Annotated in this window: 22 protein-coding genes and 1 pseudogene; 4 read left to right on the top strand and 19 right to left on the bottom strand. The window is 58.4% G+C overall.

Going from position 1 to position 26,133, the window contains the following annotated elements:
- Positions 1-23 precede the first annotated feature (23 nt).
- The 8 genes and pseudogenes from DYI42_RS05850 to DYI42_RS05815 all read right to left on the bottom strand — a co-directional run bounded on the left by DYI42_RS05850 (position 24) and on the right by DYI42_RS05815 (position 14,595).
- A pseudogene (locus tag DYI42_RS05850) lies at positions 24-1,178 on the bottom strand (IS3 family transposase).
- A 98-nt stretch (positions 1,179-1,276) separates the two neighbouring features.
- Positions 1,277-2,335: a hypothetical protein gene (locus DYI42_RS05845; protein WP_213544991.1), complete on the bottom strand. Its 1,059-nt coding sequence runs from the start codon at positions 2,333-2,335 to the stop codon at positions 1,277-1,279.
- A 442-nt stretch (positions 2,336-2,777) separates the two neighbouring features.
- Positions 2,778-3,698, bottom strand: coding sequence for a metallophosphoesterase (locus DYI42_RS05840; protein ID WP_213544990.1), 921 nt, complete (start codon positions 3,696-3,698; stop codon positions 2,778-2,780).
- Between the two features lie 133 nt (positions 3,699-3,831).
- Complete coding sequence (locus DYI42_RS05835) at positions 3,832-5,124, bottom strand: PD-(D/E)XK nuclease family protein (RefSeq protein WP_213544989.1); 1,293 nt, start codon at positions 5,122-5,124, stop codon at positions 3,832-3,834.
- Positions 5,121-8,306, bottom strand: a complete 3,186-nt coding sequence (locus DYI42_RS05830; RefSeq protein WP_213544988.1) for a UvrD-helicase domain-containing protein — start codon at positions 8,304-8,306, stop codon at positions 5,121-5,123. Before DYI42_RS05830 ends, DYI42_RS05835 begins: the two co-directional genes overlap by 4 nt.
- A complete protein-coding gene (locus DYI42_RS05825; protein ID WP_213544987.1) occupies positions 8,299-10,980 on the bottom strand; it encodes a PD-(D/E)XK nuclease family protein in 2,682 nt (893 codons plus the stop codon). Before DYI42_RS05825 ends, DYI42_RS05830 begins: the two co-directional genes overlap by 8 nt.
- Positions 10,981-11,082: 102 nt before the next feature.
- Positions 11,083-11,754: a HEPN domain-containing protein gene (locus DYI42_RS05820; RefSeq protein WP_213544986.1), complete on the bottom strand. Its 672-nt coding sequence runs from the start codon at positions 11,752-11,754 to the stop codon at positions 11,083-11,085.
- 621 nt (positions 11,755-12,375) lie between these two features.
- Positions 12,376-14,595, bottom strand: coding sequence for an inositol monophosphatase family protein (locus DYI42_RS05815; protein WP_213544985.1), 2,220 nt, complete (start codon positions 14,593-14,595; stop codon positions 12,376-12,378).
- 184 nt (positions 14,596-14,779) lie between these two features.
- Here DYI42_RS05815 and DYI42_RS05810 point away from each other — a divergent pair, with 184 nt between their 5' ends.
- Positions 14,780-15,397, top strand: coding sequence for a recombinase family protein (locus DYI42_RS05810; protein WP_213544984.1), 618 nt, complete (start codon positions 14,780-14,782; stop codon positions 15,395-15,397).
- Positions 15,398-15,478: 81 nt separating this feature from the next.
- On the opposite strand, the gene DYI42_RS05805 is transcribed toward DYI42_RS05810, so the two are convergent.
- Complete coding sequence (locus DYI42_RS05805; RefSeq protein ID WP_213544983.1) at positions 15,479-16,048, bottom strand: hypothetical protein; 570 nt, start codon at positions 16,046-16,048, stop codon at positions 15,479-15,481.
- On the opposite strand from DYI42_RS05805, the gene DYI42_RS05800 reads away from it, so the two are divergent.
- Positions 16,031-16,240 carry a hypothetical protein gene (locus tag DYI42_RS05800; RefSeq protein ID WP_213544982.1) on the top strand — a complete coding sequence of 70 codons (210 nt, stop codon included), beginning with the start codon at positions 16,031-16,033 and terminating at the stop codon, positions 16,238-16,240. The genes DYI42_RS05805 and DYI42_RS05800 overlap by 18 nt on opposite strands.
- A gap of 320 nt (positions 16,241-16,560) precedes the next feature.
- Here DYI42_RS05800 and DYI42_RS24645 read toward each other — a convergent pair whose 3' ends face one another.
- Positions 16,561-16,746 carry a nucleotide-binding protein gene (locus tag DYI42_RS24645; RefSeq protein WP_213544981.1) on the bottom strand — a complete coding sequence of 62 codons (186 nt, stop codon included), beginning with the start codon at positions 16,744-16,746 and terminating at the stop codon, positions 16,561-16,563.
- A 1-nt stretch (position 16,747) separates the two neighbouring features.
- Positions 16,748-16,984, bottom strand: a complete 237-nt coding sequence (locus tag DYI42_RS05790; RefSeq protein ID WP_213544980.1) for a hypothetical protein — start codon at positions 16,982-16,984, stop codon at positions 16,748-16,750.
- A 157-nt stretch (positions 16,985-17,141) separates the two neighbouring features.
- Here DYI42_RS05790 and DYI42_RS05785 point away from each other — a divergent pair, with 157 nt between their 5' ends.
- Positions 17,142-17,825 (top strand): recombinase family protein, encoded by a 684-nt coding sequence (locus DYI42_RS05785; RefSeq protein ID WP_213544979.1) that lies wholly within the window; start codon positions 17,142-17,144, stop codon positions 17,823-17,825.
- Positions 17,826-17,848: 23 nt separating this feature from the next.
- Here the strand turns inward: DYI42_RS05785 and DYI42_RS24640 are convergent, their stop codons facing one another.
- From DYI42_RS24640 to DYI42_RS05745, 8 genes are all read right to left on the bottom strand, one after another.
- Positions 17,849-18,196: an ankyrin repeat domain-containing protein gene (locus DYI42_RS24640; protein ID WP_369334180.1), complete on the bottom strand. Its 348-nt coding sequence runs from the start codon at positions 18,194-18,196 to the stop codon at positions 17,849-17,851.
- A gap of 322 nt (positions 18,197-18,518) precedes the next feature.
- Positions 18,519-19,160, bottom strand: a complete 642-nt coding sequence (locus DYI42_RS05775) for a hypothetical protein (protein WP_213544977.1) — start codon at positions 19,158-19,160, stop codon at positions 18,519-18,521.
- Positions 19,157-19,939, bottom strand: coding sequence for a replication initiation protein (locus DYI42_RS05770; protein ID WP_213544976.1), 783 nt, complete (start codon positions 19,937-19,939; stop codon positions 19,157-19,159). The genes DYI42_RS05775 and DYI42_RS05770 overlap by 4 nt, the downstream gene beginning before the upstream one ends.
- Positions 19,940-20,037: 98 nt before the next feature.
- Positions 20,038-21,789 (bottom strand): DUF5906 domain-containing protein, encoded by a 1,752-nt coding sequence (locus DYI42_RS05765; protein WP_213544975.1) that lies wholly within the window; start codon positions 21,787-21,789, stop codon positions 20,038-20,040.
- Entirely contained in the window at positions 21,786-22,739 is a 954-nt protein-coding gene (locus DYI42_RS05760; protein WP_213544974.1) for a bifunctional DNA primase/polymerase, read from the bottom strand. Before DYI42_RS05760 ends, DYI42_RS05765 begins: the two co-directional genes overlap by 4 nt.
- The gene (locus DYI42_RS05755; RefSeq protein WP_213544973.1) at positions 22,732-22,962 is read right to left on the bottom strand and encodes a helix-turn-helix transcriptional regulator; all 231 of its coding nucleotides are present in this window, start codon (positions 22,960-22,962) and stop codon (positions 22,732-22,734) included. The genes DYI42_RS05760 and DYI42_RS05755 overlap by 8 nt, the downstream gene beginning before the upstream one ends.
- A 104-nt stretch (positions 22,963-23,066) precedes the next feature.
- Entirely contained in the window at positions 23,067-23,753 is a 687-nt protein-coding gene (locus tag DYI42_RS05750; RefSeq protein ID WP_213544972.1) for a hypothetical protein, read from the bottom strand.
- 415 nt (positions 23,754-24,168) lie between these two features.
- Positions 24,169-25,476 carry a helix-turn-helix domain-containing protein gene (locus tag DYI42_RS05745; RefSeq protein WP_213544971.1) on the bottom strand — a complete coding sequence of 436 codons (1,308 nt, stop codon included), beginning with the start codon at positions 25,474-25,476 and terminating at the stop codon, positions 24,169-24,171.
- A 151-nt stretch (positions 25,477-25,627) separates the two neighbouring features.
- On the opposite strand from DYI42_RS05745, the gene nqrM reads away from it, so the two are divergent.
- The gene (gene nqrM, locus DYI42_RS24635; RefSeq protein WP_213544970.1) at positions 25,628-25,813 is read left to right on the top strand and encodes a (Na+)-NQR maturation NqrM; all 186 of its coding nucleotides are present in this window, start codon (positions 25,628-25,630) and stop codon (positions 25,811-25,813) included.
- Positions 25,814-26,133 lie beyond the last annotated feature (320 nt).

The raw sequence follows: 26,133 nt of genomic DNA, 5'->3' as shown, positions 1-26,133 counted from the left end.
TTTTGGACAGGATCTGGCGTGATTTAAGTTACTCGTTGCACCAGCTGATCGGGTTGGTTGATATCATTTCTCTGCCAATAGACAAGCGCCGGTGGCTTGCCGCCGAGGGCTGAGTGAGGACGCTGGTGGTTGTAGACGGTCATCCATTTCCGGATGGCCGCTTTCGTCTCTGATCCGGTCTCACGCGCATGCAGGTAGACGCATTCGTATTTCAGGGTTCGCCACAGCCGCTCGATGAAGATGTTGTCGAGGAACCGGCCTTTCCCATCCATCGAGATGCGCACGCCGGATCGGCGGAGCCGGTCCGTCCAGGCGAAGGATGTGAACTGGGATCCCTGGTCCGTATTCATGATCTCGGGCGGGCCGAACTTGTGGATGGCCTCGTTCAGCGCCTCGACACAGAAGTCGGCCTCCAGCGTGTTCTAGATCCGCCAGGACAGAACCTTGCGGGTGTGCCAGTCCATGATCGCCACGAGGTAAAGGAACACGCGCCGCATCGGCAGGTAGGTGATGTCCGAACACCAGACCTGGTTCGGACGATCCACGCGCAGCCCTTTCAGAAGGTAAGGATAGGTCTTGTGTCCTTTCGCCGGTCTGCTCGTGCTGGGCTTCTGGTAAATCGGCATCAGTCCCATGAGGCGCATTAGCCGGCGTATCCGCTTCTCGTTCACCAGATGCCCGTCGTTGCGCAGGTGCCAGGTCATCTGGCCGACACCGAAGAACGGGGTCTCGAGGAACTGCTCGTCGATCCGCCGAATCAGGCCGAGGTTCTGTTCGGTCTCGCCCGTGGCGGTGTAGTAGAAAGACGAGCGCGCGATCGACAGCAGCTTGCACTGCTGGCCGATCGACAGGTCCGGGTGGCCCGGCTCGATCATGCCGCGCCTCACTTCCCGCCCCAGAGCTTCAGCTTTCGTTCCAAAAAAAGAGATGGCCACCGCCAGCTCCCCGATCTTGGCGTGGAGTTCCTGCACCTGCTCCTCGTCGATCTCCGGCTACTTGTGGCTCCCGCGTTCGAACACGCCGGCAGCACCTTCGAGCAGCGCCCGCTTCCATTGATGGAGCATCGTGGGATGCACCCCGAACCGGCTCGCCAGCTCGGCCGCTGTCTCTTCACCCTTCAGGGCTTCCAGCGCGACCTTCGCTTTGAACTCGGGTGCGTGCTGCTTGCGTTTCGACATCTCTGATCTCCTTCTCGTCGAAGATCAGAAGACTGCAAATCGTAGCTTATGTCAGTGTCCGAATTTCGGGTGGTAGCTCAAACTTCCGATGAACTGGATCAATTGGATGGCCACGCGAAGCGGAAGTAACGTACATAGTATTTGTCGTATAGGTACTTCAGGTCATCTTCCCAATCTGCGATTGCGCCATCATAGCCGCCTGATGGCATTTTCTTGAAATTCTTCGCAAGTGAGGCGATGTGATAGGCCATCTTCCTAAGCCGAAGCGAGCTTTTCGGCTCACCCCATTTCCTCATTTCCGAGATGCTCTGGTAGGGTGGCAATTGCCCCGAAAAACATCGATCTAGAATAAGTTGCCTGGAGGACTCGGGAAGGCCGTCAGTCCTTCCCACTGTATAGCCCAGGATCTTAAGATAACTGATCTCCTGACGTTCAAAGTTCCCGCCTCCAGATCCAGAACCGACATCAGTGGAAGGCCACTTGAAGGCCTCGCTCTCCGGCAATTCCCGTATCCGACGCTTCCATTCCTTCTCAATAGCTGCGACGATCAGCAGGTGTTGGTCACGCTTTGTGCCAGAAGAGCTGGCCGCACCCAAAGTGTTCGATTTCCAGAGCTGTAGAAGCTGGATATTGTCTTTGGATGGTATCGATGTGCGGATCCTCTTGCCGCTACTAAAGAGGTCAATCTTTGCTGACTTGGCGGGAGATACGGGGGCAGTCGAATGGTTTGCGCTTCGCGTCTTCTTTTTCCGCTTCTCTGCCTTCCGTCCGGCTTTTTCGGCGGATTTGAGGTGCTTTTCTCGCTTCGCCTGCGCTGCAGCCTTGGCTCGTTCAGTTTTTCGGATGATCGCCGCAAAGTGTCGATCGTAGAATGCGGAGATTTCAGTTATATGCCGAAGTACAGTGCCGCCCTTGAACGTGAGGCCTATCTCGTAGTGGGGGCCATCAGTTGCTTTGATCAGCCAGTTCTCAACAAGCATTTGAGCAATACACCGAGAGAATAGCCATCTAAACTCTTCACAACTCTCAAGAGCTCCTGTCGCTAGGAACTCTGAAGCAACTTTTTGCCAGGGAACTGGGCCATCGGCAACTGCGAGCAGGATAAATTCGCACAGCCGGTGTGCGGTTTCAAAGTCTAGTTTAAACTGTTCAGCCATTTCGCGTTGTAAGACATCCGTTCTGCAAGCTCTAGGCTCGAAAACGAGCCCGACTTGCTTTTCTGGGGATACGATAGCTTGGTGAGTGGGAGTGAACAATAACGGTGATCGCTTGGCCAAAAACGCTGGAAGGCTCTTTTGGACGAACTTGGCTTCAAGCGGGGAGGGCGGGAGCTATCGTCCTGCGATGCCCTGAAGTTCTCCTCTTCGATACTCTAAGAACAACCCGGAGATCACCTGGCCGGCTGTGATGATGTACAGCCGCTTCCCGATGTCACTGTGAAATGTTGAGAATATTCTTGTGCTACCGCACTGAGTGTTTCGGTCTTTTTGGTGCATGACCGGAGGGCTGGAGAAACGTCCTTGGCATCGATCGCAAGAGTTGTCGATTGAGGTCGGTCACAGAGATCGCGCCGAAGATCGAGACGCGGGGCTTTGACTGTCAGCCGATCACGAGGTTCTTGAGGTCAATCGCTTCTCCAGGCGCGGCGATACAGTACGCGACGAGGGGACCGTCCTTGCCGGCCGAATAATCGAGACAGAGCGCGTTCTGGGACTGCTGCTCGGGCTCGCCAGTCAGCCAATAATGTCCGAAGAAGACCGGATCCGCATCCTTGGAATAAACCGATCTCGAGACGCGGGAAGGAAGTGCCTCGGCAGGCAACTGGGTCAGGTCGGGCACCGAGATGGCTATGTCTCGCCAGGTTTTGGCATCGCCGTTCCACCATTTCAGGCGCACTTCGGTCCTTTCGTGGTTCCCCTTGTCGCGAAACGAATACCCCTCTGGTAGCTCGGTTTCAGGGCCTTTGGTCGTCGTCTCGACGAAACCGTGAAGTGGCTCACCCTTTTTGCCAGCCTCGATGAGTTGAGCGTCGGAGAGCCGGCCATCGACGGTGGCCTCCCGAAGTTGCGAGATGACTTCCTCGTCCCAGCAGGCGTGGACGAACCGGAACCCATCCATCTCGAGAAACAGGGGAAGCGACTTCATCCAGGCGATTACATCGGCGGTCGCCGCGGAGCCGACGGGATACTCGCCAAGAAACGACGCGTGCTGTTCCATATTCTTCGATGAATGAGAGCGGAGCGGAAGACCGGTTTGGGGATGGGGTGTGTGAAAATGGATGGCATTGAGTTCGTGATTGCCCATGACGGCATGGGCCGTGCCGGCATCGACCATCCGTCGGACGACGTCGATCACGTCGCCGTTTCGCGGACCGCGATCGATGAAGTCACCCAAGAAGACGACCTGCCGGCGAGGGTCATCATGACGCCAAGCACCGCGCCGTTCACGGTAGCCTAGGGATGTTAGTCGTGACGTGAACTTCTCGGCTTGGCCATGGATGTCTGGGATGATGTCGTACATTCGATCTCTTTATCTGACCTAGTTGACTATTCCTCGGCAGCGCGGTCATCGATTACGTACGCTCGAGGCAATAGCCGCCAGACTCGACAAGTATTCGTCGACCAATCCTTCGGAGGTCGATTTCTGGAAGTGCTCACCGCTTATCCCTAAAGGTTGCCACGTAGTCCGGATCAGTCAGCAGGGATTCCGCGTACCTTAGATCCTCAGCAATGGTTTCCGGTAGTTTCGATGAAGCTATGGTGCCCGCGGTCCCTTCTGGATCTACCCGGACATGTTGGTACACGAAATTCGGAGCATAGCTGTTTATTGGGGCATTTTCTCTTAGACTTGTACGCAGCTTCTCCGAGAACGCGCCGCGAGAGCGTTGGACACGGGGGACGATCCACCCTTTGCCATCAAGTCTTGGCGCTATCAACCATCTGTAGTTGTCTGTATTGCGAATTAGGTTATGGAGGCTTTCGTATTTCTCTTTTGCCTTTCCTTTAGATTCTATATTATAGCCTGAGAATCTAATGAATCGGCGGTATTGCTTGTTCTGCACCTGGATTCCGAGGGAAAGCTTCCCTGGCCCAATGTTCTTGGTAAGGGAGAAGCCTATCAGAGGCTGTTTGTTGCGGAAATCACGGCCAGTTTCTAGTTCTAGACCATCTGGTCTCTCACGCAGCGCCGTCAGTGTTTCGAAGGTCTCTGCTTCTACTTTGTCCAGGAGCGCGGCAGCTTGGTGTTTTGCAACTGTATCGTCAAAACTGAGTCTTGAAAGCACCTTAAGGATCTCGTTCTGGCGTTTGGTTGGCTTGCCTATGAACCAATCCTTGTCGGGAAGGCCGTCTTGCCCAATCGCAATAGAAATCAGCTGAGACAGGTCGATGACCATCTCGGCGTACGAGGAAATAATAGTCATGTGGCCCTCCAGCATGCTCTCGCCTTCAGCCCAGTCCTGTAGGCGATATCCGAGGGTTTCGTAGTCCATGTACCTCCAAGTCGCCTGCTTCTTAATTTTCTCGGATGGAGGCACGAGGGATAATATGATGAGATCAAAATTGGCCGCCGGAAAGTCACGCTCTAGCCTCTGCTGATACTTCTTAAGCTGCTCTAGCTTGGGGACGTCCTTAACCTTGTTTTCAATGGCAACAATCATCTTCTTCTGACTGCTGTCGGTGACCTCGATCAGCAGATCAAGATTTTTCCACTCGCGCTTGATAGTAACATTTTTTGCTTGAAGCGCTTCCAGGCCGATCACGCGTGTGATGCTTGTAGGGTAGGTGTCAAATAGCCACGCCAAGAAGTTGGAATGAAACAACTCACGCGACGACAGTGAGAGGTTGAACATCGGCGACTTTTTCAGCCTTTCGGACAGATCCTGAAGGCTGATTGGGTCCAGTGACGTCTTCCGTACCTCTTTTGCTGCGGTGATCTCCGTGCTCATAGCTTCTCCCAGACAACTGTTCCTTGTCGCATCCAATTGATCGCCATGCCGGCGGCACGTTTTTCTGGGAACACCCTTTCGATGACAGCTGCATACGCCGCAAGTTGCGGCCGGTAGGTCGCATAGCCCGCATCCAGATCCATCGACGCTCCGGACTTGTGATCGACTATAAGGAATCCCTCCGGACCTTCCGCAAGGAGATCAATCGTGGCGTTAATCTGGGCGCCCGAGGCTTCTTCGATCTGTACTGGGAGTTCGCAATGCAACTGGTCATAGCCCATCCCGTTGAGCCAAGCCTTTAGCGCTCGGGCCTGGGCTTCGATGGCCGTGACCGCGGCGGTGTCGAGCCCAGTTGCCCGCTGTACGTTGGTCATCAGATCGGCCCTTAGCAGGGCGGTTCGAAATACGAGGTGCCAGGCCGTCCCCCTCTTGCTGGCGTCGTCGAATGTGTCGTCGAGCATCGGGACAGAGGCCGCTAGGTCGATCCATTCGATCCTCTGCGCCACAGTGTTCTCCGCGTTGGCCAACTGCGACGGGCGGATACGCCATGGCGTTGTGGGGGCGTCGGAAAGAGGTCCTGGAAACCCGAAAGCGAGATAGGGAGCCGAAGTGGGGGCAGCGAGTGTCCCGAACTCGGGCGGGGCCTCGTCGGTGCAAAAAAGCTGCCGGGCGGCGTGGGCGTGTTCACCGACCATGGCGTGTCCGGCACGCAGATCGAGCTTGCATTCGCGGACGAGCATCTCGGCGAAATTCGCCGGGCCGGGGCCTTCCGAGGGCTTCTTCAGCTTGAAGTCTGGCCACTCCAGCACCAGTCTGTCGCGCGCGCGCGTGAGGGCGACATATAGCAGTCGCCGGGCGTCGGCTTCCGCCGCCGGCCGCCGTGCCTCGACGAATATGTCCTGTTTTACGGGAATATGCAGCGATGGCGTGTAACGCAGGATAGCCTTAGCCAATACGTTGGAAAGGTCCGAGAAGTCTCCGAACTCCGCCCGCAGCGTGCCTGGCTTCTCACCGATCGAATGGTCGAGACCTGTTACGACCACAATGTTCCATTCCCGGCCTTTCGAGGCGTGCCAGGTGACGACCTCGACGCCCTCGACGGGGCCTGAGCCCGGATCGGGGTGACGGTCGAAGTCGCGCACGCCCTGGCGGGACCGGAGCCAGCCAAGAAACACCTGGGCGCTCTGGCCATAGAAGCCGGCGGCGGCCTTCATGTCTTGGTGGGCGGCTTCGAACTCGGCGGCTTCGGTTTCAAGCCTTAGAAGGTCCGCGCGCATCTGCGTCGGATCCGGCAGGCTGTCGGCCCATTCGCGCACCCCTGCCGCATCGATGGTAGCCGGCAGGAGGGAGGCAAGGGGCATGGCGCGCGCGGCGCTTGCGAGGGCGTGCAGGGGGGCAAGGACTGCATGGTCAAGTAGGGTGCCTTCGGAAAGAGCGGTCATGGCGTCCTGCAAGGACATTGCATGGGGTCCGAGGGTCAACAGGCAGAGCGCCGCATGGGCATCAGTTGGATCTGCGACGAAGGACAGCGCGGTGCATGCGGCGGAAACCGGTGGCGACGTCAGCCAGCCCTCTCGGTTTATACGGACCGGGATCCCGAGGTCCTGCAGGCGATCCGCGTAGCGAGAGGCCTGTGTATGAGTCTGGCACAGAATAGCAATGTCGCCCGGCCTGACCGGGCGCATCTGCGGGGCCTCAAGGTCGCTATGTCGGTCTGCAACGCGCGTCCCTTCGTCCAGTAGATCCTTGATGCGCGACGCGATGTGCTGTTCCGGCCGGGCGTTGGGCGCGCGCGAGCTTCGACCCTGGGGTATGCGTACAAAGTCCAGGACCGTCTCACCGGTCTCGGGGCGCTGTGCTTCCAGCGGGGTGTAGCCCGTGCAGAACAAATTCGCACTTACATCGTTGACGAAGGCCATGATCCGCGGGTCGCTGCGCCAGTTCTTATCGAGGGGTTCCACCTTGTCAGGGTAGGCACGGACCAACTCCTCGGTCAGGCGCGGGTCGGCGCCCTGGAAGCCCATGATCGACTGCTTTGTGTCGCCGACCAGAAGCGTGCGGGGAGCCGCCTGTGCGATGCGCCAAAGAAGAGCAAATTGAACCGGGTTGGTATCCTGGAACTCGTCCACGATAAGGCAATCGATATCTGCCAAAACCGCCGAAAGCACCTCGGGCTGGGTTCGCAGCAGGCGTTCGGCGCCCACCACCATGTCCGAGAAGTCGATGACGCCCGCCGTGCGCTTCTTTTCGGCATAGCCTGCCATGATGGTCTGAGCGCCCAGGATCAGGCTCCGGAGGTTCGTGCAGGCATCCTCAAGCGGCCCGGGATGTCGCTCGACCTTGCCGGCGGCCGCCATGACAGCTTCCGAGAGTGCGACGAAGTCGTCCGGGATGTCGGACCCACGCGCCTTCACACGAAGCTTGCAGAGCGTCAGCCAGAGCTTCCAGTCGTGATCCAGCTCTCGGCCATCGCGCGCTGAAATCAACGCGCGGTGTTGGTCGCGGAATCCGTCCCTGGCGGCCTTTGTTGTACCCGCAAAGGGTTTGCCGCCTTCCGGAAACTCCGCCAGCAGCGCCGTTGCGGCGGCCTGAAGGTCATCGCGCAGTGGGGCAGGGTCCGCGGCAACAGGGCCGTAGCTGGCGCGCAAGGACGCCGTGGCCTCTTCCGCCAGCGCGGGGTCGGTGCCGCCGTCACCCAGTCCGCGCAGCAGGTCGATCGTACGGAATACACTGCTGCGGAATCTGTCCTCGGCGGTTTCTTCCGTCCCCACGTTTGCGGTGTAGCCAAAGCGCGGCAAGTTGGCCTTGATCGGATCAAGGGCCTCGCAATGTACCAGCTCCTTGCGGATTAGCAGGTCGCGCTCTGCGTCGCTCAGGTGACGCGGTTGCGGGGAGCTGCCCGTCGCGAAAGCGTGCTCAGTCATGATCCGCAGGCCAAGACTGTGGATCGTCGAGACATAGGCGCGCTCGACGTCCAGCGCCTCATTCACCATGCCCTCGGCCAGGAGTGAACTACGGATGCGTTCCTTCAGTTCCCCCGCCGCGGCTTCCGTAAAGGTTACCGCCATGATCCGGTGAGGTAGGACTGTCTTGGCGCGCACCCAGTCCATCAGGTCTGTCTTGATCCGGTATGTCTTGCCCGATCCTGCGCCCGCTGGAACGACGGTAAATGCCTTAGTCATCCACAGCTCCCTCGTCACTGCTGACCGGAACCAGGAAGCTCGCCACCAGCGTGCTGTCCTTCAGAGCATAGGGCGTCAGCTTCGCGGTCTTCTGGAAGTACGCGGCATCCTCCGTGGTGTTCAATCGGATCAATCCGTTGCCGACTTCGCCGATCCTCATCTTCAGGGTTTCGATGGCGGATTGAGAAATGTCGCCGTCGATCACTTCGAACCCCTGACCCCCGACCGGTGTACCGTTCATAAGAATCCCGCTGTCGTTAATCAGGTGATAGGCCACCGTTATGTCCGGCTCGTTCTCCAGCATCCTACTCAGAACGCCATCCTTCAAAGCAGGGCGCTGAAGCATGGCCCGGTAGAGGCCCAACTGGAGGTCCCAGCCGACCTGCATACGGTCCCGTCGGCCACCGGTCCGGCTTTTCTTGTGATCGACGATGATCAGGCGGCCATCTGGTATGCGGAGAAGGCAATCTGCGCGGCCGAACAGGTTCAGCCCGTGCGCCTCGCCCATCAGGTCGATTTCGTTATCGAGCACTTCTGCCCTGATCGAGGCCAGCGCTGCACGCCAGAGTCGCGCATCGCGCCGGATGTCTCGTTCCAGGCCCTGCCGTTCGATGCGCCAAATTGCGGTGCTGAGAAATGGTGCCGTCCGACGAATTGCAGCATCCAGCAGCGGCCCGACCTGCTCCTCGAGGCGCGCATCATCCGGCAACGGCTGATCTTTTGGAAAGAGATATTCCAACACCTCGTGGGCCAGCGTCCCAGCAATGATGTGGTCATAGGTCTCCGGCGTCCATTGTACCTCGTCCACGCCAAATTCCGATAGGGTCCAGGCGAGCGGGCTGACCATCAGCTTTTCGAGACGGCTGGGCGACTGACGCCGCGCGCTGCCTTCTGCGTCCTGTCGGATCATGAACAGGTTGCGGTTCAGTTTAACAACTCCGTCGCTCGGGAGTTGCGCGACCGGATTCCAGCCGGTTGGCGGAACGGTCCGTCGCCTGCAAGGCCAGGCGTCACCGGGCAAGGATCGAACATCGCGGACAAGTTTTTCGGGATCATCAATCGCGGTTGTCGCGGTCTTTGAGCCGTTGCGCACCGTTCGTGCGATCAACGACAGCACTGTGGATGTGGCCAGTCGCGATCCGCTGGCATCTCTTCGGGGCACGAGGAATGTACAACTTTCGCTCGGAACTGAAAATTGGCGGCGGAACAACTCGAGCCCGAGAGAGATCTGCTCGCCCCGTCCAGGAAGATGCAGGCCGGTTGCCTGCTGGAAGGCCTCGCGTTCGCTGTCGAGGAACAGCGGTGATGCTGAGGCCCCACGTGGGTAACGCCCACTGACCGCGCCGAGGACGATCAGGTGCTTCGCCCCACGCCAGGGCAGGGCGGTCTCCTGGAAAACGCTGACGCCTTCAACAAAACGCTCCGGCGGCGGCGCGTCGGGCACGGTGGGCTTCAGCGCCTCTAGCAGCCCCTCCCAGTTTGGCCAGTCAAGGGACGCAAGCAGGCCCTTCAATTGGGCTGCACGAGTTCTCAGCGACGCGGTTTCCTCGCGGAAAGCTTCGTCTTCAGTCAGGCAATGCGTCAGAAGGTCGATCTTCCGGGCGATCGTTTCCGCGCTGTTCGGCCGATCATCGCGCAGAGTTTGGAACAGCCGTTTTGCTTTGCCGTCGAAAGCCTTTGCTAGCACCGGCTCGAACCGGCCCTTCATGGTCTCCCGGGCTAGGATAGCCCCTGTTTCGGCAGTCCAGGGCATCATAGGAGAGACATAGAGGCTCGCCAGGACCATCGCGGGGGCGGGCTTATTCAGTGCGAGGACAAAATGCAGGAGCGTTTCCATCGCGATGTCGCGGCGCGGTGTCGGCGCTGGCAGCCCCGAGAGCGGCACACCAGCCGCAGCGAAGGCCCGGCCGAGGTGGTACGCGTAGGCGGCCTCCCCGGGCAGCAGGATCGCGATGTCCGCAGCCTTGGTGTCATTGTCGATCATGCCCCGGCAGAGCGCGGCTGCCAGGTCGGCCTCCTCCGAAAGATCCCGGACCCCCCAGACTCCAAGCGAACCGTCAGGATCGCGCGGCGCACCGACCGGGCCGGTCAACCCTTCTAGGGCAAGAGCCAGGCTGGTGCCGTCATTCGCGCCGCTGAAGATGCGTGCTTGCCGTGCCCGCCAAAGCTGCTTGGCGCTCTCACTTGCCTGCCCGTGATGCCGCAGGAGTGCTGCGCGCAATTCAGTCGTGGCGCGGGGAGCAAATTTATCTTCGCCTGTGTCCACGATTGGTAGCGCTTCCAGCACGTCTCTGCCGTCCGATCCGATCACATGGCGCATGACCTGGATCTCTTCGGGCAGGGCCATACCCATCTTCCGCCAGACACCAAGGAGAGCTTCGACGTGTCGGTAGAGCCGCGAATGAGGTTCCAACCCCGAAATATCTACATCCTCTGTCTCGATCCGCGGCGTTGCCAGCATGAGATCGCGCAGAGCCTTGGAGACCGCAGCAACGGTTTCGCGCGGCGCGGTCTCGAAGCTCTCGGTCCAGGGGCCGGGCGTTTCGGACAGGATCGCCGCCAAATCGGCGGGCGGCACGACGGGAACCAAGTAGGCCTCGCGAAGCAGATCGGACACGACCGGGCGAAGCGCCCCGGTCGTTGGGTTCCATGTCATTAGCGGATCAAGAGTCATACAATCGTCTTTGGGTGAATGCGGAGCAGGCAGCGAAAACGGTCAAGGTTAGTGTAACCACGGTCGATCACGTGGAAAGCCTTTCAGTTTGGAGGCAGTCCTTCAACGCGGCATTGGTCCGATGACTGGGTAGAAAGGTCTGCCCCAGTCTTCCTCGGGGTTGTCCAGCATAAGGTCCACCATAACCGGCAGCAGCGTGCCGAGGATGGCCGCGCCGTCTTTGAGCTGCTCGCGGTTGACTTTGCCACCCCAGGTTGCGCCGCCGTGCGTCAATTGACAGCGCAGCATATAGAGCCGGTCGAAGACGATGGTCAGAACCTTTACAGTCTGTTTTTCCTCCATCGCACGCACAAAGCTCTTGGCAGAGGCGACAAACTTCCGGTCCCAGTCCTCGTTCCCGGCGATGCCGTTCTGGTGCTGCCAGAAAGGTCGGAAAACGTAACGGTTCTGCATGAGTTTGGCGATCGGACCCTCAAACTTGTTCCAGACAGCGTCGTGAAGGCGCTCCGTTTCATCGTAGGAGACAACGCGTGCGAGATATTCGGCGAACTGGCTGCGGTCCCCAAGCGTGGGCCCGGCCTCCACGTCCGCTTCACCTGCATAGGCTGCGTTGAACGCAATCCAGAGGAATAGGAACGCCGCATCCGGATCGCCGGGCGACTGCTCGGCTCGCCCGATCCACGAGATAGCCCTGTGGACCCGAAGCGCCATGTTCTCGGGAAAACCTCCACGGAGCCTGCGTTGCTTGCTCTTGAGTTCCTGAAATGAGTTCATCGCTCCGCCTCGTTCTGGCACAGGGTCGCGGCAAACTTTGGCAATCGTTGGGCCAGTGTTTCGATTTCCCGGCGGTTCAGCAAGGCCGAGTTCGTGCGCCCAGTCTGCACACCGTGTGCGAAGCACGCCTCGCAATGGATGCTATGTCGCCGGCTAAGGTGGGAGATCGCGATACTGTCTCGCGTCTGATCAGCACCAGCCAGGTCGTATGCGCCGAAATGCTTCATGGGCCGAAGTACGGGTCGTCGCCGAGGGAGAATTCCTCGGCGAAAGAGCTTAGAATCTCATCCTCGTTTCGGATGTGATGCGCCCGGATCTGAGGCCAACCCACGTAAGATGCATCGACCCAAGCGACAGGATCCGCCTGAAAACCAGGCGCGGCGTCTGCGCCGCCATATGTGGCGCGCCAGAACGAGACGAAGCCGATGTTCTCCGCCCCGCGTGTCGTGCAGTCAGAACACAAGCTATAGCTGATCGGTGCCATCCGGCTCGACAAGATTGTCAGCTCCGAATTCCGTCCGCAAACATCGCAGTTTCTTGTCATCGTCTAGTCTTACCTTGATCCTTCCCAGACCTCGCATTGCTTGGTAGGGTCGATCACCCGTTGCAGCCCGTAGCGCATCAGGCTTTCCGCCCAGCGACCAGCAGGGCCTCTGCCAGGTCCATCGCGTCGTCCGGCCAGTAGTCCTTGGGGCGCGGATGCGCGACGCCGTCCTCGGACACCGCGCGGCACGACAGGACGGCTCTCCGCCAACGGGCCGGCACCGCCTTTCGGCCCTGTGCAGCGCCGAGCAGCGCCCCCGCGATAGCGGCGTTCGTGTCCGTGTCTCCTCCCTCGCCGACCGTTTCGATCAGTGCATCCTCCAGCGGCTGGCGGATCGCGAGGCGGTGGAAAGCGTTGCCGAGTGCGATGAGTACCCAGCCGATATTGTGCAGGTAGTCCGCTGGCGGTTCGTCTAGGGCGTGCAAGATCGTCTGGCGCACCACCTCCGCCCCGTCGCCGCTGCCAGCATGCGCAAGAGCCACCGATACCATGGTCGAGGGGTCAGCCCCTGACACCCCGACGGAGATGGCCGCGGCGAAAGCCGCGGAGGCGGCGATGCAGACCGGGTGCGGATGGGTCATTGCCGCGTCGCGCGCGGCCAAACGCGCGGCGTAGCCCGGCCGGTCCACGGCGAATACCCCGATTGGGCTCACCCGCATGAGTGCTCCGTTCGATTGGCTCCTGCAGTTCGGTTGGCCGTGTCCCGCGATGGCCGCAAGCCCAGCGCTCGTCGTGCCGCCGATATCGAAAGGACCGCTTGCGCCCCAAGTGACATAGGCTCGGCCGACCGTCACTTCGTCGAACTTACCCTCTTCAACAAGGCTGCGCGCGAGCGCCAGCGCCATCTCGCTGTCATCGGTCGGTTGCCCGGCCAGCAGGTTCCAAGTTCCGCCATCTTTCAGGTCGCGCACGCCGTTCGGAAACTGATCCGCAATGTCCGATGCCATGCGGAACTCCACTGCCGAGCCCAGTGCGTCTCCCGCAAGCTGGCCAAGCATCGCGCCCTGGGCTCGCGACAGCATGAGGGCTGATGCGACGCGATAAATCGGACGCGCCGGCGTACGCGGCACAGGCGTCCCCCGAGCGCCGACGTTGCAGCAGAGCAGCACGTCGACTTCAAGGCCGCCTCCGCCGATGCAGCCGTTGAACGATGTGCCGGGGCGATAGGTGATCGGACGTTCGTCCAACTGCTTAAGTTCCCCACCGACCGCTGTCAGCAGCGCATGGCCGCCCGCGATATCGTAGGGATCGAGACCCTGCGTGAAACTGATGCTCACATCGACTTCCCCCGCGGCAGCCAGAGCGAGCCTGTAGGCAATACTTGGAACGGCCAGGACACGGGTATGCGCAATATGGCGATAGTTCGCGGCGGCGAAATCTCCGGCCTCCTCGTTGAGCGCCACGACAGTTTCGGGCGCAAACGTTGACCTCGGCGCTAAGGCTTCAAGCGGTACGCCGTTGCGCGTGGGCGGCAGACCCTCGGCCCAAGCGAAGAAGTCGCCACCGTCATCAGGTGCAGTGGGCGCATACACGATGCCCAAAACCGCCGCGCCATTCCGGATCAGCGCGACCGAAATCGCAGCCCCACGCAGGCCCTTCAGGAACGCGCGCGTCCCATCCTGCGGATCGACGACCCAAGTGTCGGGGGAGCTGGAGGCGGCGGAGCCGGTTTCTTCTCCGTGCCAGCCGCACTGGTGGAGAGACATCAGGCGATCCCGCAGCATTACTTCTACCTCGTCGTCGATCGGGGCTTTCGACCCCGACCCACGTGGGCCGCCCGGCCGATGGAACTCGGCGCGAAGCATGACGCCGGCACGCAGCACGGCATCGGCGACGTGTCCCAGCAGGTCAGCCGGGGCGGGAAGCATGGGGCATGCTTCAGGCACCTCATCCGGAGCCAGAAGATCCTGCGCACGGTTCAGAACCGCGAGAATATGACCGCTCTCGAAAGCCCCCAGCAGGGCGCCATCATTGAATCGATCCGCTCGCACGTAGGCCGTCAGAACCTTCGACAGAAGTCGCGCATCCGCGGTCTCCAGGTGGCGCGGATCCTCGGCAATCTTCCGGGCCTCTTCGGAATTGGACCACTTCCCCCAATCGAAGGACGTGTCGATCCACATGTTGTCGTAGAGCGACTGGATGAAGCGATGAGCTTTTTCGTCGAGCTGGACATAGGGCATCCGAAAGACGCCGTTGCCAACTTGCTCCCCTCCCGCGTGCCTTCCTGCTTGAAAGCTCTCCTTCGAGAACTCGGGCAGAAAGGCCGCCAGCGCCTCCAATTTCTTGCGATCATTCAACGTTGATTGCCCCCTATAAAATGTCCAAGTGCGAGGATTGGCGACGTCTTTCAGCGAGAAAGGCTGATTGGGATAGCATGTCGTCGTCCATCGTCTAAAGTTGCGGACACATTACACCACGACGACGGGCACATGGTGGTCTGTCGGAATTTTCCGCACCTCGACACCCATCCGGGAGGTGACGATGCCGCGCTACTTCGGTTTCTACTGGACGCTTCCGGTGCCATCCGTGGACTTCACGGCACTGCCCAAAGACGTGGACGAGGCGGCAGGACAAAGCCGCACCATTCGCTATCAGCGAGATCGGGTGCGTCGTTGGGTAAAGGAACAGAAAGGTGATCTGGCTGGAGAGCGCATCTTTCTCGAGGTGGCTCCGGATCGCGGCACGCAGTTTGTTCTACCCGCACTCGACGCGGCCATCGTTGCGAGCCAGGCTGCGCGCGCAGAGCTCGTTCTCGTGGACTTCGCTCAGTCCTTTGGCTGGCGGACACACAAGCCACTACACCAGCGGCTGACGGAGTCTGGCACGCCCTTTACTGAACTCGATCCGGTGCCGATTGAAGTTGACGGCCAGACCTTTGACCCCACTGAGCACTTCCGAATGTGGTCAGATGTACAGGCCGCCTACAGGGCGACAAAGCCTGAACGCAAGGCCGCGATCCGCGAGGCAATCGGTCATCTTGCGGTCGAGGAGATGACCAACGCCGAGATTGCGGCGCGACTGAACGAGGCCGGCATTAAGCCGATCAGTGCGCCCGAATGGACCAAGGAAAGCGTGCGGAAGTTCCGAAAGGTCCGTTGACTGCAGGAGCGCCTCGGCTCTGTTAGTAAGTGGCTTTAAGCTGATCAACGGCCAGCGCTAGTGGCCGGTCCTTCAGTCGCATCACCAGTCCGCCGAGACTTGCGAACGGTCAGCGTCCACAACGTCCGTCGGCCTCTCGGTAAACAAAAGGGAAACTGAGGATGTCATACCTGGTCCGCCTGGGTCCACCATCGGTCCTGGGCGGTCCAGCGCCCCTGCTGCTTGCAGGCGGTCGATGAGAAGTCTGTAGAAAACGTCGCTATGTGGGAAAAGCTGATCGTCTGAAGTATTGTTCTCCTTTTTTGCTCCATCCAAAAATCTGTTTGTAAAGCTGTGACCAAGGAAAAGAGCTCGGGCGAATTGGTTCGATATCAGGCAATAAAAAATATACAGACGATCTGGAAATGGCTTCTTGAATAGCGAAATACCTGGTATTGTAAAGTCGGACTTGAATAAGAATGCGGAGAATTCAAGATGGCGGTTTCTGGTGGTAAGCATGGCGGTAAGCGTGCTGGGGCAGGCCGGCCCGTAGGTTCTCGGATGCGTCGCAGTGAAGTAATTGCCGAGGAACTGACCGCTGCGGGAAAATGCCCTGTACAGGCGCTCGTGCGATTGGCGGAGACTGCCGAACGCATGGGTGACTTTGGTCAAGCAATTGCCGCTTGGAAAGGTATCATTCCATATGTCTATCCAAAGCCAAAAGCCGTCGAGTTTGCGCCCGAGCAAGTTATTCAACTTGCTCGCGAACTGGAAGAAGTGAAGCGGCTGAATGAGGGGGGTAGAATGGGTGGTGATTTTGGCGAGCGGCTTGAACGGGCTGTCGCTAAGCTACAGTTTTCTTAAACATCTGCCACATTCGCCCACGCGCCGGGGGGGGCTTTCTGCGTGACTAACGGCTGAGTAATTAGTTCCTCGCTGGAGAGTAGCGGTCCTCTTCCTGCTCCGGAAATCTAGCGGTGCACTCCCGCTTCAGACGATCCAGTTATGTAGGGTCAGAGCACGGGCTGGACGCTCCAGTTTTCCAATGCCACTTTACCCAAGCCTTTCCCTGATTTGGGATCGGTCCGGGTGTTCCAGTGTGCCTGGAGACATCGCCGAAACTTAGTACGTCTCAGACCCATGTTTGCGACGGGCCCCAGGACGTGGGGGGGCATTGGTCCCCGCTACGATCTATAGCCTAAACTCATTGGCACATTGGAACACTCGGCTGGCCTCGGCCAGTTTGGTTGAAGGCCTAGATCGAGGCAAAGCACCCCGAGGCCGCCTTGTGAAGCGGCAACGGAAAGCTTGCGGGCCAAAGTTGTTTTGCCAGCCCCACCTTTCCGAGCGGCTATAAGTATCGATTGCATATTAACTCATTCGACCGCCCCTGAAGGCAGGGCCGTGCACCTTCGTTTGATAAATCTTGGAGACGCTCGCCGTAGGTTTATTGCCTGAGCCTTTTTGCTTCTTCGCCATCTTTTGGAGCTGCTTCAGCTCGACAACGATCCGTGCTTTCTCATCGGCGTCTGTCTCTGCCAGTGAGTACCTTGCGCGAAGCTCTGGCAAGGAAAGGCGTTTTAGGTTAGCGGGCTTCAGTCTGTTCATAGGCAATAGCTATCGCAAATGCGCAGAGCCGCAAAAGCATAATTTCATACATACGTGCTTGCAGAATTACGTAAACGCATTCATAAGTATAAAAACGCAACGGACGTAGGGTTTTTATACACCCTAAGGTTTCCCCCAGGATCGAGAGGGCCGCGCCATGAAATTCGTCACCTACCTTCGCGTATCTACCGAACGCCAGGGCCAGAGCGGCTTGGGGCTGGAAGCGCAACGCGCAGCGGTCGCGGCGCATGTCCTGGGCCGGGGCGAAGTCGTGGCTGAGTTTGTCGAGGTCGAAAGCGGCAAGCGGTCAGATCGCCCGGAGCTGGCGCGGGCGCTGGCGGAGGCGAAGCGGGCAGGGGCCGTGCTGCTTATCGCCAAGCTGGACCGTCTCGCCCGCAATGTCGCTTTCATTGCGAACCTTCTGGAAAGCGGGGTCGAGGTCACGGCGGCGGATATGCCAGAGGCGAACCGCTTTGTGCTGCACATCATGGCCGCAGTCGCGGAACAAGAAGGCCGCGCAATCTCAGAGCGCACCAAGGCAGCGCTGGCGGCGGCAAAGGCACGCGGGGTCAAACTGGGCTGGTCGATCCCCGAGCGGGCTTCTGAGCAGCGTCAGGCGGCACGCAAGGGCGCAGCGGTGAATAAGGCGCGTGCGCTTGCCCATGCTGAGAACGTGTTGCCGGTGATCGAGCAGATCAGGGCAGGGGCCGCGTCCCTTCGCCAGATCGCGGCGGAATTAAACGCACGAGGGATCAAAACGGCACGGGGCGGAAAGTGGCACGCGACTACCGTGCGGAATATTCTAACGGTGGAAAACAGCGCTGAGCAGGTGGCAGCTTAGTGCCATCCCGCATTCGCAAGAAATCAGGGTGCTGATAACCCTCCTATCCCAGGGCAATCCGCAGCAACAGATCGTTGATACGCAGTTCTGCCATACTTCTCGGTCAGAGAAGGGTCCGCACCTGCGTTCAGAAGAGCTTCTACAGCTCTCGCAAGACAGAAGTCGGCAGCCCTGTGCAGGGGAGTCACTTGCAAGCTTGTTCGCGCGTCAATCTCAGCGCCGTGTTCAAGCAAAATTCCCAGGGATTGAAATCTAACACCATCTGCTAGGATAGCGTGGTGTAGCGGCGTCCAGTCGAATCCAACCCGTTGATTAGGGTCCCCGCCGCTTTCAAGGATCACATCTAGCGTAGCGGCACTATTCTCGCGCATGGCGGTCACTATAACACTGCTCCCGAAGATTTTGAAGTTTGGATCGGCCCCGGCTTCGAGCAAGAGTCGCGCGGCGGCTGACCGGTTAAGTCCTGCTGCGGCAACTAGGGCCTTTGACAGATCGGGCTTGGACCATTGTTGCCGTTCGAGAGCATTCCGAACGTCAAGATATTCTTGATCCCGCACGATCTCGTGCAGCTCCTGAGCGAATGAAGGCATTCCCAACATGGATATACACAGGACCAAAGAAGAGAGCAGCCTAACTCTCGCCGCCGATTCCTCGGTCCAGGCTCGTCTTCGGTCGGAACGCGTACGCATCTGATCAATTGCCTTTTGACAATGAAACATCACTGACCGCCGCCTCGACGCCTTCTAGCGTTAGACCTCCGAGCGGCACGGAAAACTGAGCTACCGCCATGCAGCCGTTCCAGAAGAAGTGCTTTGAAGCGGACACAAACGCGCCCTGACGAGAGCTAACAACACCGAGAATAGCAAAATCGGCTTCTCCGTTAAGTGACCCAAACAGCATATGTTCGGGCTGATCGAACGGGACCAATGCCCCGTGAGCTAAAGCATCGGAGCGCTCTCGCACGGCTTCCCGGATTTCTGGCGACAAATTTTCAACTTGGGCGAGGAAAGTAGTTCGAATTTCCTCGAACTGTTTGACAGTGATTTTGCCTTGGGCTGGCTTGAGAGAGCCAAGCGTTCCAATTGCTACCCACGCAGGACCAGCTCCTTCTTGCTCGACTATCCACGCTGCTGTGTATTCGGCTTTTCTAGCCTTGTTTGCCGAAAGAGTCTGAATAATGTCAGGTGCTTGGTTGGCATCTGACCAATAATCGTTCAGCTCAAAAGAGACGGGAGAGGGGCACCCTGGAACCGTAACAGACGCTTCCATCGCCGTGCTGGAGGACCCTATGAAGATTCCGAAGAGCAGAACAGGCAGCGAGTGCATGTGCTTCATTCGATCACCTCCCGCGGCAACATTTCCTTAACGGTGCTGGTAATCCGCGCCTTACGGCCCACGCGGGGGCATTGCGGCTCGGCATAGGCGGCTTTCCGGCCATTAGTGTCCTTCGCACCCCAGCCGATCAAAACACGGGTGACGCGCCGTCCGGTCTTCTCGGGCATCACGGTCACGGTGAAGTTAGACAGGGCGTTGACTTCCAGCAATGCTGGCTTGATCGCGTATTGGTTCAGATTGCCATAGGTGGTCAGCTTGTCCGCTTCCACGCCTAAGAGTTCCCGGAAGTCATCTAAGGCGAACCGTTCGGTGAACTCATGCTTGAGCCGCACACGCCGCGCCACGGCTTCATAGAGGGCCAGTGCGTATTTCGAGGTAAAGGCCTGCAGCACTTCCAGCTCCAGCTTGGAAAAAACGGTGGAATCCTTGAGCAGCAACGCCAGCTCGTGCGGGATCGAGTATTTCAGGTTGCCGCGCTTTCGCTTGGGGTCTGACAGGTTGTTCCACCCCAGAAGCTGCACGCGGTCAGTCGATCCGTCCGGGCGCTGGATCGTCACCTCGGTCGTCATGAGGGATTCAATCGACTGCACAAGCCGATCATTGCTTTCGTGCGTTTCTCTTAGGTCGGCAACCGCGATTTCACAGCGCCTGTTCTCCGACGCCAGGTCAGAGCCGAAGGCATGGCGTAGCAGCACATTGAACAGCCGCCGGTCTGCCAGTGTCAGCTTGGACGCGCCCTTAACCTCGATAAGCTCGGCAGGTTTCACCATCTCGCCCATGTTTGGGGGGGCATCGAGCGTCCGATTGCTATTAGTTTCGGGGCGGGTCACTTCTGACAAGGCCTTTCCGTTAGCTGGCGATTCGCCCAAAGCTAAGATTAAACCTGTGTCAGAGGCAAAGTTTTGTGTCTCGATTCAGACGGCGCACAAACCGCCCGATTCCTAGGCGCTTCTTCTTCGTCGGGTAGGTCAAGAAGCTCAATTCCGAGTTCCGCGCAACCAATTGCATTAAGAAAGCACGAGGCGCGCACTTTAAGGGGCGGAAGATAAACGACGCGGGTTGGATGCCCTTTGAGACGGATTCTAGTTTCCAGGCTCTGGTCGAGAATGTCCCAAAATTTCTTCCAGAACATGCGATGGTTCAAAGAGCGTGCTGATCGTAGTGTTTCTTGCTCCCACGTGGCGTAGGCTTCGAACAGAGCCTCTTTTCGGATGACTCTGGAGTCGGGCGGCAACCCATCGGCGGTCTCAGCTGAAATCTCGCCATCGCGTACCGATCCATGCAAAATTTCATGAGGCGGCGTCGCCCGTTGTACAAGTTCCTCATGAAACCATCGTCCAACTGGGTCAAGTGACGCCAGGATCTGGTCGAGCCGGGCTTGCGTTTGGGGTCGGTCACGTTGGGCATCGAAGCTCGAGATATCTCGATTGAGAAGGTGGTCTAGAAGCGCAGCCTTGCCTTCCTCAGATTGAGCCCAACCCCAAAGCTGCTCCCAATACTCCTCGTGCTCATTGCGCGGCGTGCGACTGTCCGCGACATCCAAAACAAAGAAACGTCTATCAGACGGTTCGATGTGCACCGCATGCGCATGATTAGATGTCAGCATCAGGGTGATCCGGTTCTTCTCGTTTTGAACGTCCCTGTATTTGGCTTCGACCCGAAGCGTATCTTGTGTGATCAACCGCTTTATGGCATCCGCATCCTTCCTTGAGCCGGCAAAAAGGGCCTCGTCGCCTACAACGAGGCACGCATTGAGAAGGTGCCCAGTAAAGCGGCCGACGATGTCTTCGGCTTGGGACGTCTCGAAGACATTACCTTTGAAGAGCGAGCCCAGTGTATCGGTCATAAAGGATTTTCCGGAACCCTGCCGTCCACGGAAAACGAGAGCAACCCGGAGCGGCACGCCGGGCCTTTGAACGATATGCGCAAAGCAATCAAGTAAGTATTGGGTCAGATCTTCGCGCCGGTGCTCGGCTTCATTAGAGACGACGACCTCTTCCAAGTGCTTTAGAAAGGGCTCGATCGACCCCGGCTCCGGCTCTACGGAGAAGCCCTCAAAGAGGTTTTCCCGACCCTCTCGCTCCAGCCCGGCGGCATTCTTGGGGTCCGCCTCAAAGACAAAACCCTTGACCGAGCGTCGTTGTGGATCTGAGAGCCAAGCTTCGGCCGCGGGAATAGCTTTGTCGGCGATAGGGGAAAAGACCTTCGGCTCATTTGCCAGTAGGAGCCGGAAATCTTGCTGGGTTCTCTGGACAAGCGCGCGGCGGGTGCCCTGCTTCCTCCACGAGCCGATATAAACCTTGTCGCCGCCCTCGTAGACGAAGAACTCTTCATTCAGGCGCGTGATGAGGGCTTCATATTCGGTCTTGCCTCCTTGAATGTGCTCCGCGTCGTTGGCGGCCGAGCGCAGTTCCGCGATGCGCCTCTTAAGTTGGCTGATTTCGAGCTTCAGACCGCGTTTCTGGCCGTCAGATTTGAGCGCATTGAGCGCTGTTGCATCGTAGATCGGATCGCCTTTGGCGACCCTCAGGAGCCCCTGCTCGAGCCATTCCTGCGATGCCGACGTCACGGAGAGCGTGTCTTCGCCAGTCAATTCAGAAGGCTCATCGCCGGTGGCCACAACGTTCATGGATCGATCTCCGATGTTGCGCCAGCCTGACGCGGGAAGCTAGCGCGCAGCTCGGCCAAACGTCTTTCCATCGCTTGTTGGCGCAGTTCTGTACGCCGCAGTTTGTTCTGGATCGCACGGTAGGCGCAGCGCTTGGCAAGCCGTTCTGTGCGATCATCCCAGCCGTCGCGGGCCGCGACGCCGTGCGGGAACTGGGTTAGGAGGATGAGAGTGATCTCGTCAAAGCCAAAACTGCGATGCGCCAGCAGGCCCGCAAGGGACATATCACGTCCGCTTGCTGAACTGTCCGTCAAGTCGGCGACGGAGCCCTCAAAGCGATCCCGCAAAGATCCACCACTTCGACGGTTGAAAGCTGAAGTGAGCTTCTGCCGCAACCCAATCATATCCACATAGCCCAGCGCGGGAATTGCGGTATCGAGGACCGGGCCATCGTCGTTGTCTTTGTCCCCTTTGAGCTCTTCACAAACATCGCGGGGTAGTTCGCTCGCCGCTCGACCGTTCAACACGCTGTAGTGCCCGTCGGTGTCTCCCCAGACGAACATTCCACCATTGCCGCGAGTGTCGAGACCTGGCACCACAGACGCCCTGTTCCCAAGTTGAATGCCCGACGGCAGCCGATAGATCATATGCCTGCCCCCCGAGGCGGTCCGGTGCACGCGTGTTTCAGGAAGTTTGTGATCCGCGAGCCAATCTGCGGATTCGGATCCAGGCTTGTAGTCATCAAGATCGATGACGTAGAGGCCCGAACGTTGACCGGTCGGCACGCCGATAGCGTTCGCGCCGCGCCAGATGACCTCGCGTGGGTCACCGGAAACCTGGCTCCATTTGACGAGCGGCATCTTTCGCCACTTGCCTGTTTCCGTCTGGGAAAGCGCGACAGGGAAGACAGGTATCCCGTGCTCCTGATGAATGGCACGGGCAAGCTGATAAGCGGTTGGGCGATCAGACATTGGCGCCTCGCATGACGCGTGCAGCAAGTTTCTCCGCGATCCAGGTCTGCAGCTCCCTCTCAGAGAAGAAGGTGAGTGCGCCGATCTTAACCGGTTGTGGCATCTGCCCATCTGCAATGTGCCGGTAGGCTGTGCTCCGGCTCACGCCGATCCGCGAGAGAGCTTCTGAAAAGGAGATCAGTCTGTCGATCTCGGGTCGCGGTGTGTCTTGAAGTCCGGGCATGTCGTCCTCCACGCTTCTGTGTTTCACGATAGGAACGTGAACGAAGGGGAGTGCAGCGACAACAATATCAGGGGGATAGGCGGTTTTCCGGATTCGGAAAATGGCTATCCGTCACCGGAGCTTGGATCCTTCCCAATGACCTCGAGAAGCTTACGACCCAGGCGTTGTGCCTTATTGCGAGAAGCAAGCGCATTGCGGCGAAAGTCCTTCAAGGACTTGAAGGATGCTCCCGTCGGACCTGGCATGCCGGGAAGATTGAACACTTCATTTGCCACATACATGAAGGGCGTTGGTGGCGGTTTGCCGTCCTTACCCTCCAAGATCCACGGCTTGTCACCCGTCGCGTCCCGCCACCAGGTCTCGAAACTGAGATAAAGCGTGTCGCGCGAGGTGTCGTGAAGCAGTGGCGCGCTCTCGGGTTGGTCGCCCAGTTCCTTCGTCATAGCTTGAAGTGTTGCTTCGATCGCCTCAAGCGACGCTGGTTCCACGGCGTCCTCGAGCAGCTTGATGAGACCTTTTTCTTTCGCCTTTTCGAGATCGTCCAGAAGTTTGCGTGCTTGAGCCGAAACTCGGTTAAGCTGTTTGGTCTCGCCCTTGTTCAAAAAGCCTCGAAAATAATCTGCTTCCTCTGCATAGCGTGCAAGTGTCAGTTTGAGTCTATTCCATGAGCACGTCGATATCTGCGGAGCGGCAGATTTGTAGTGCTTGTGCAGACCTGCCTCGATGCGTTGAATTGCGGCCTTGTCCAAGCTTGGGAACAAGTCCTTCGAGCGTTCATCGGAGTCTGGCATCACCCGACGCCCCCGGCGTTAACGAGCTGGCAGTAGCTAGTATGCTCCATGCGTCGGTTGTGTTTCATCTGAAGTCGCTTCATCTTTCAAGCATGAACAGATGCAATATCTGTGGCGAGCCAATAATCTCTGGTTCCGTCAAAGGTCAGGTGCCATTTTGGGCTGTCTTGGTCTGACAGGGCTTGGCGGGGGAGTGTCTCGTCGTATGCCTCTGTATCGAGGCCCGTGTCAGACAGCTCCCCTTGCCAGGCGCCGACAAAATGACCTGGCCTCTCGAGCCCACCGTGAATCACTCGGAGTACACGGCATCACAACTCGCCCCCTATCGGTCTCGATCTTCAGATGTTTGCCAAATGCCCAACGCTCGACCACGAGACCTTCTTCGACGCAGATATCAACGCAATGGCGTACATGTCTATTCATCTTCTCCTCCCAAAGTTTGAACCCGAGCAGATGTCTGCGCGGCTGTTTGCTGGTCGCCTGAAGCCGCGACGCGCTCTTGACTGCGGATTAGGTCATGCTTGGCTATTGCCAGATCTTCCTCGGCTCGCAGTATGTCTTCTCTGGTATCTTGGAGTTCTTTTTCGATTTCCGTTTGGGGATCGCCGTCGGACGAACCACGACGTTCCTCGAGCTCTTCGGCTTGCCTGCGGCAGTCTTCCAGGTGACCCAGAGATGTCTGGACCCGAACCTTGCGACGCTCGAGTAGCAACTCCTCGTCGCCTGACCGGAGTTCGGCGCGCGCATGCTTCAATTTCACTTCTGCTCGTTCGAGCTCTGCCGCGATTTGCTCTTGCTCGTTCTTGGGCGCTCGAGCCAGTTTGTCGCGAAGTCCAGAAACGTCGTCCTTCCATCTCTCAAGATCGAGAGCCGCCTGCACCCTGTCTGCATGATATAAATGGTCGGGCAGTTCGGCCTTGCCACCTTCGCTTGCAAGCCAGCGCGAGCGTTCGAAAGCCTTCCCAGGCTTCTTCAGCTCGATGGGCAACTCCTGAATGGAAACTCGCCCACTGAGGATTGCGTCCTCCGCCCTTTGCGACAGGGGTGAATCGTAGTTACCTTCCGCGCCCGCCAACCAGTGAAGCGTTTCCCAGAGCGCATCGCTTACAATGATGTCGTACGAAAGTCTCTGGAGACTATAGGTATCGCTATCGCCATAGCCTTCGAAATTAATCTCCAAGCCAAGATCATGAAGTGCTCTAAAGAAGTGGTCATCTTCATCTTGTCCAGGCGTGTGCAGTCTACAGCTGTCGATCTCAATCAGCTCTGCCTCATAGATGTCATCAGCATCATCGAGGGGACATGACGAACGCAAAGTCTCGGGGCGGGGGCGAGCCTCCCTGAGGCGCTGAACGTCTTCGAACCATGTTTCCAACGCTTCACGCCGACGCTTCAACGCATACTCCGCAACTGCCACGAAAAGGTGGCATCCGACATGGCGAACATAGTCGACCGGCACATGGAAGCGCTCTGCGGCTAGATCGAACTCACAATCGTTCGGGTCGCGGGCTCCTGCATCTTTCTTGGCAGTCGGTGAGCAAAGCTCATCTACAGACGATTTCAGCGCCTCGGCTATTTTTGCCACATTGCCGGGCTGCAACCGCTGACCGTTTTTGATGCGACTCAGAGTGCGCTCAGCAACGCCGCTCGTTCTGGCAAGCTTCCGTAGCGAGAGGTTCTCTCGCTTCAGCAGGTTGCGAAATTTATCTTGGATTATGAGCATCCTGTGGCCTCCGATGTGACTAAGCTGCCAAGAAATGTATATATGAATAGCAAGAGTAATAAGTATAGTAAGCTAATTGCCATACTGGAGGATTTCGTGCGCGACGTGATCCTCGTAGTTTGGCCGAGTCGGCAAAATAGTTGCCTGCAAGTTGCTTAGACCCTTCGTTCGGTTAGGAAATCGCCTCACACCGCAACAAAGTTGCCGATTTCTCCAGACGCCGCCGCCCCGAATCAGGCCAGGCTGTGGAGGAGTTTCTGCGTTCGGGCTCGCCAAGCGTTGCGAATGCCAAGACCCGTCGAAGGATGCAGCACAACTCATAGGCGCCTACCGGTGAGGTGAACGTCAAGCTTTCTGAGTTGCTGCGGCGGTGGAACCTCGGGTGTCGGAGCTGCCTGGCTATGAGGGTGGAGCGCTGGCACATGCTATGGCTTAATCAGCCCCGATTGTACGACAAGGAGTGAAACCGATGGGGACCATTGTCGCCGCACGCTGCGAGCAGTGTAATTTCCACCGGAACCTTGCGGTAGGGGCTGGCATGACGAACCACGGCAAGGTCGCGAAATGGCCTGTTTGGTGTACAAGGTGCAAAGCCCTGAGCCTGGCCAATCACAAGGCGGAAGAACTGAATTGCTCCGAGTGTGGATCCAGAGAGGT

Origin of the sequence: Vannielia litorea (genome assembly GCF_018424695.1) — a bacterium.
In the GTDB taxonomy this organism is placed as follows: Bacteria; Pseudomonadota; Alphaproteobacteria; order Rhodobacterales; family Rhodobacteraceae; genus Vannielia; species Vannielia litorea_A.
This window is presented reverse-complemented; position numbering and strand designations above follow the sequence as displayed.

Excerpts from the sequence above, each read along its gene's own strand:
- DYI42_RS05770 (WP_213544976.1), bottom strand. The coding sequence starts at position 19,939 with ATGGGCGAGATGGTGAAACCTGCCGAGCTTATCGAGGTTAAGGGCGCG.
- DYI42_RS05760 (WP_213544974.1), bottom strand. The coding sequence starts at position 22,739 with ATGTCTGATCGCCCAACCGCTTATCAGCTTGCCCGTGCCATTCATCAG.
- DYI42_RS05750 (WP_213544972.1), bottom strand. The coding sequence starts at position 23,753 with ATGCCAGACTCCGATGAACGCTCGAAGGACTTGTTCCCAAGCTTGGAC.
- DYI42_RS05830 (WP_213544988.1), bottom strand. The coding sequence starts at position 8,306 with ATGACTAAGGCATTTACCGTCGTTCCAGCGGGCGCAGGATCGGGCAAG.
- DYI42_RS05825 (WP_213544987.1), bottom strand. The coding sequence starts at position 10,980 with ATGACTCTTGATCCGCTAATGACATGGAACCCAACGACCGGGGCGCTT.
- DYI42_RS05820 (WP_213544986.1), bottom strand. The coding sequence starts at position 11,754 with ATGAACTCATTTCAGGAACTCAAGAGCAAGCAACGCAGGCTCCGTGGA.
- DYI42_RS05840 (WP_213544990.1), bottom strand. The coding sequence starts at position 3,698 with ATGTACGACATCATCCCAGACATCCATGGCCAAGCCGAGAAGTTCACG.
- DYI42_RS05765 (WP_213544975.1), bottom strand. The coding sequence starts at position 21,789 with ATGAACGTTGTGGCCACCGGCGATGAGCCTTCTGAATTGACTGGCGAA.
- DYI42_RS05745 (WP_213544971.1), bottom strand. The coding sequence starts at position 25,476 with ATGCTCATAATCCAAGATAAATTTCGCAACCTGCTGAAGCGAGAGAAC.
- DYI42_RS05800 (WP_213544982.1), top strand. The coding sequence starts at position 16,031 with ATGGGTGACTTTGGTCAAGCAATTGCCGCTTGGAAAGGTATCATTCCA.
- DYI42_RS05790 (WP_213544980.1), bottom strand. The coding sequence starts at position 16,984 with ATGAACAGACTGAAGCCCGCTAACCTAAAACGCCTTTCCTTGCCAGAG.
- DYI42_RS05835 (WP_213544989.1), bottom strand. The coding sequence starts at position 5,124 with ATGAGCACGGAGATCACCGCAGCAAAAGAGGTACGGAAGACGTCACTG.
- DYI42_RS05810 (WP_213544984.1), top strand. The coding sequence starts at position 14,780 with ATGCCGCGCTACTTCGGTTTCTACTGGACGCTTCCGGTGCCATCCGTG.
- DYI42_RS05775 (WP_213544977.1), bottom strand. The coding sequence starts at position 19,160 with ATGAAGCACATGCACTCGCTGCCTGTTCTGCTCTTCGGAATCTTCATA.
- DYI42_RS24640 (WP_369334180.1), bottom strand. The coding sequence starts at position 18,196 with ATGCGCGAGAATAGTGCCGCTACGCTAGATGTGATCCTTGAAAGCGGC.
- DYI42_RS24645 (WP_213544981.1), bottom strand. The coding sequence starts at position 16,746 with ATGCAATCGATACTTATAGCCGCTCGGAAAGGTGGGGCTGGCAAAACA.
- DYI42_RS05785 (WP_213544979.1), top strand. The coding sequence starts at position 17,142 with ATGAAATTCGTCACCTACCTTCGCGTATCTACCGAACGCCAGGGCCAG.
- DYI42_RS05755 (WP_213544973.1), bottom strand. The coding sequence starts at position 22,962 with ATGCCCGGACTTCAAGACACACCGCGACCCGAGATCGACAGACTGATC.
- DYI42_RS05845 (WP_213544991.1), bottom strand. The coding sequence starts at position 2,335 with ATGGCTGAACAGTTTAAACTAGACTTTGAAACCGCACACCGGCTGTGC.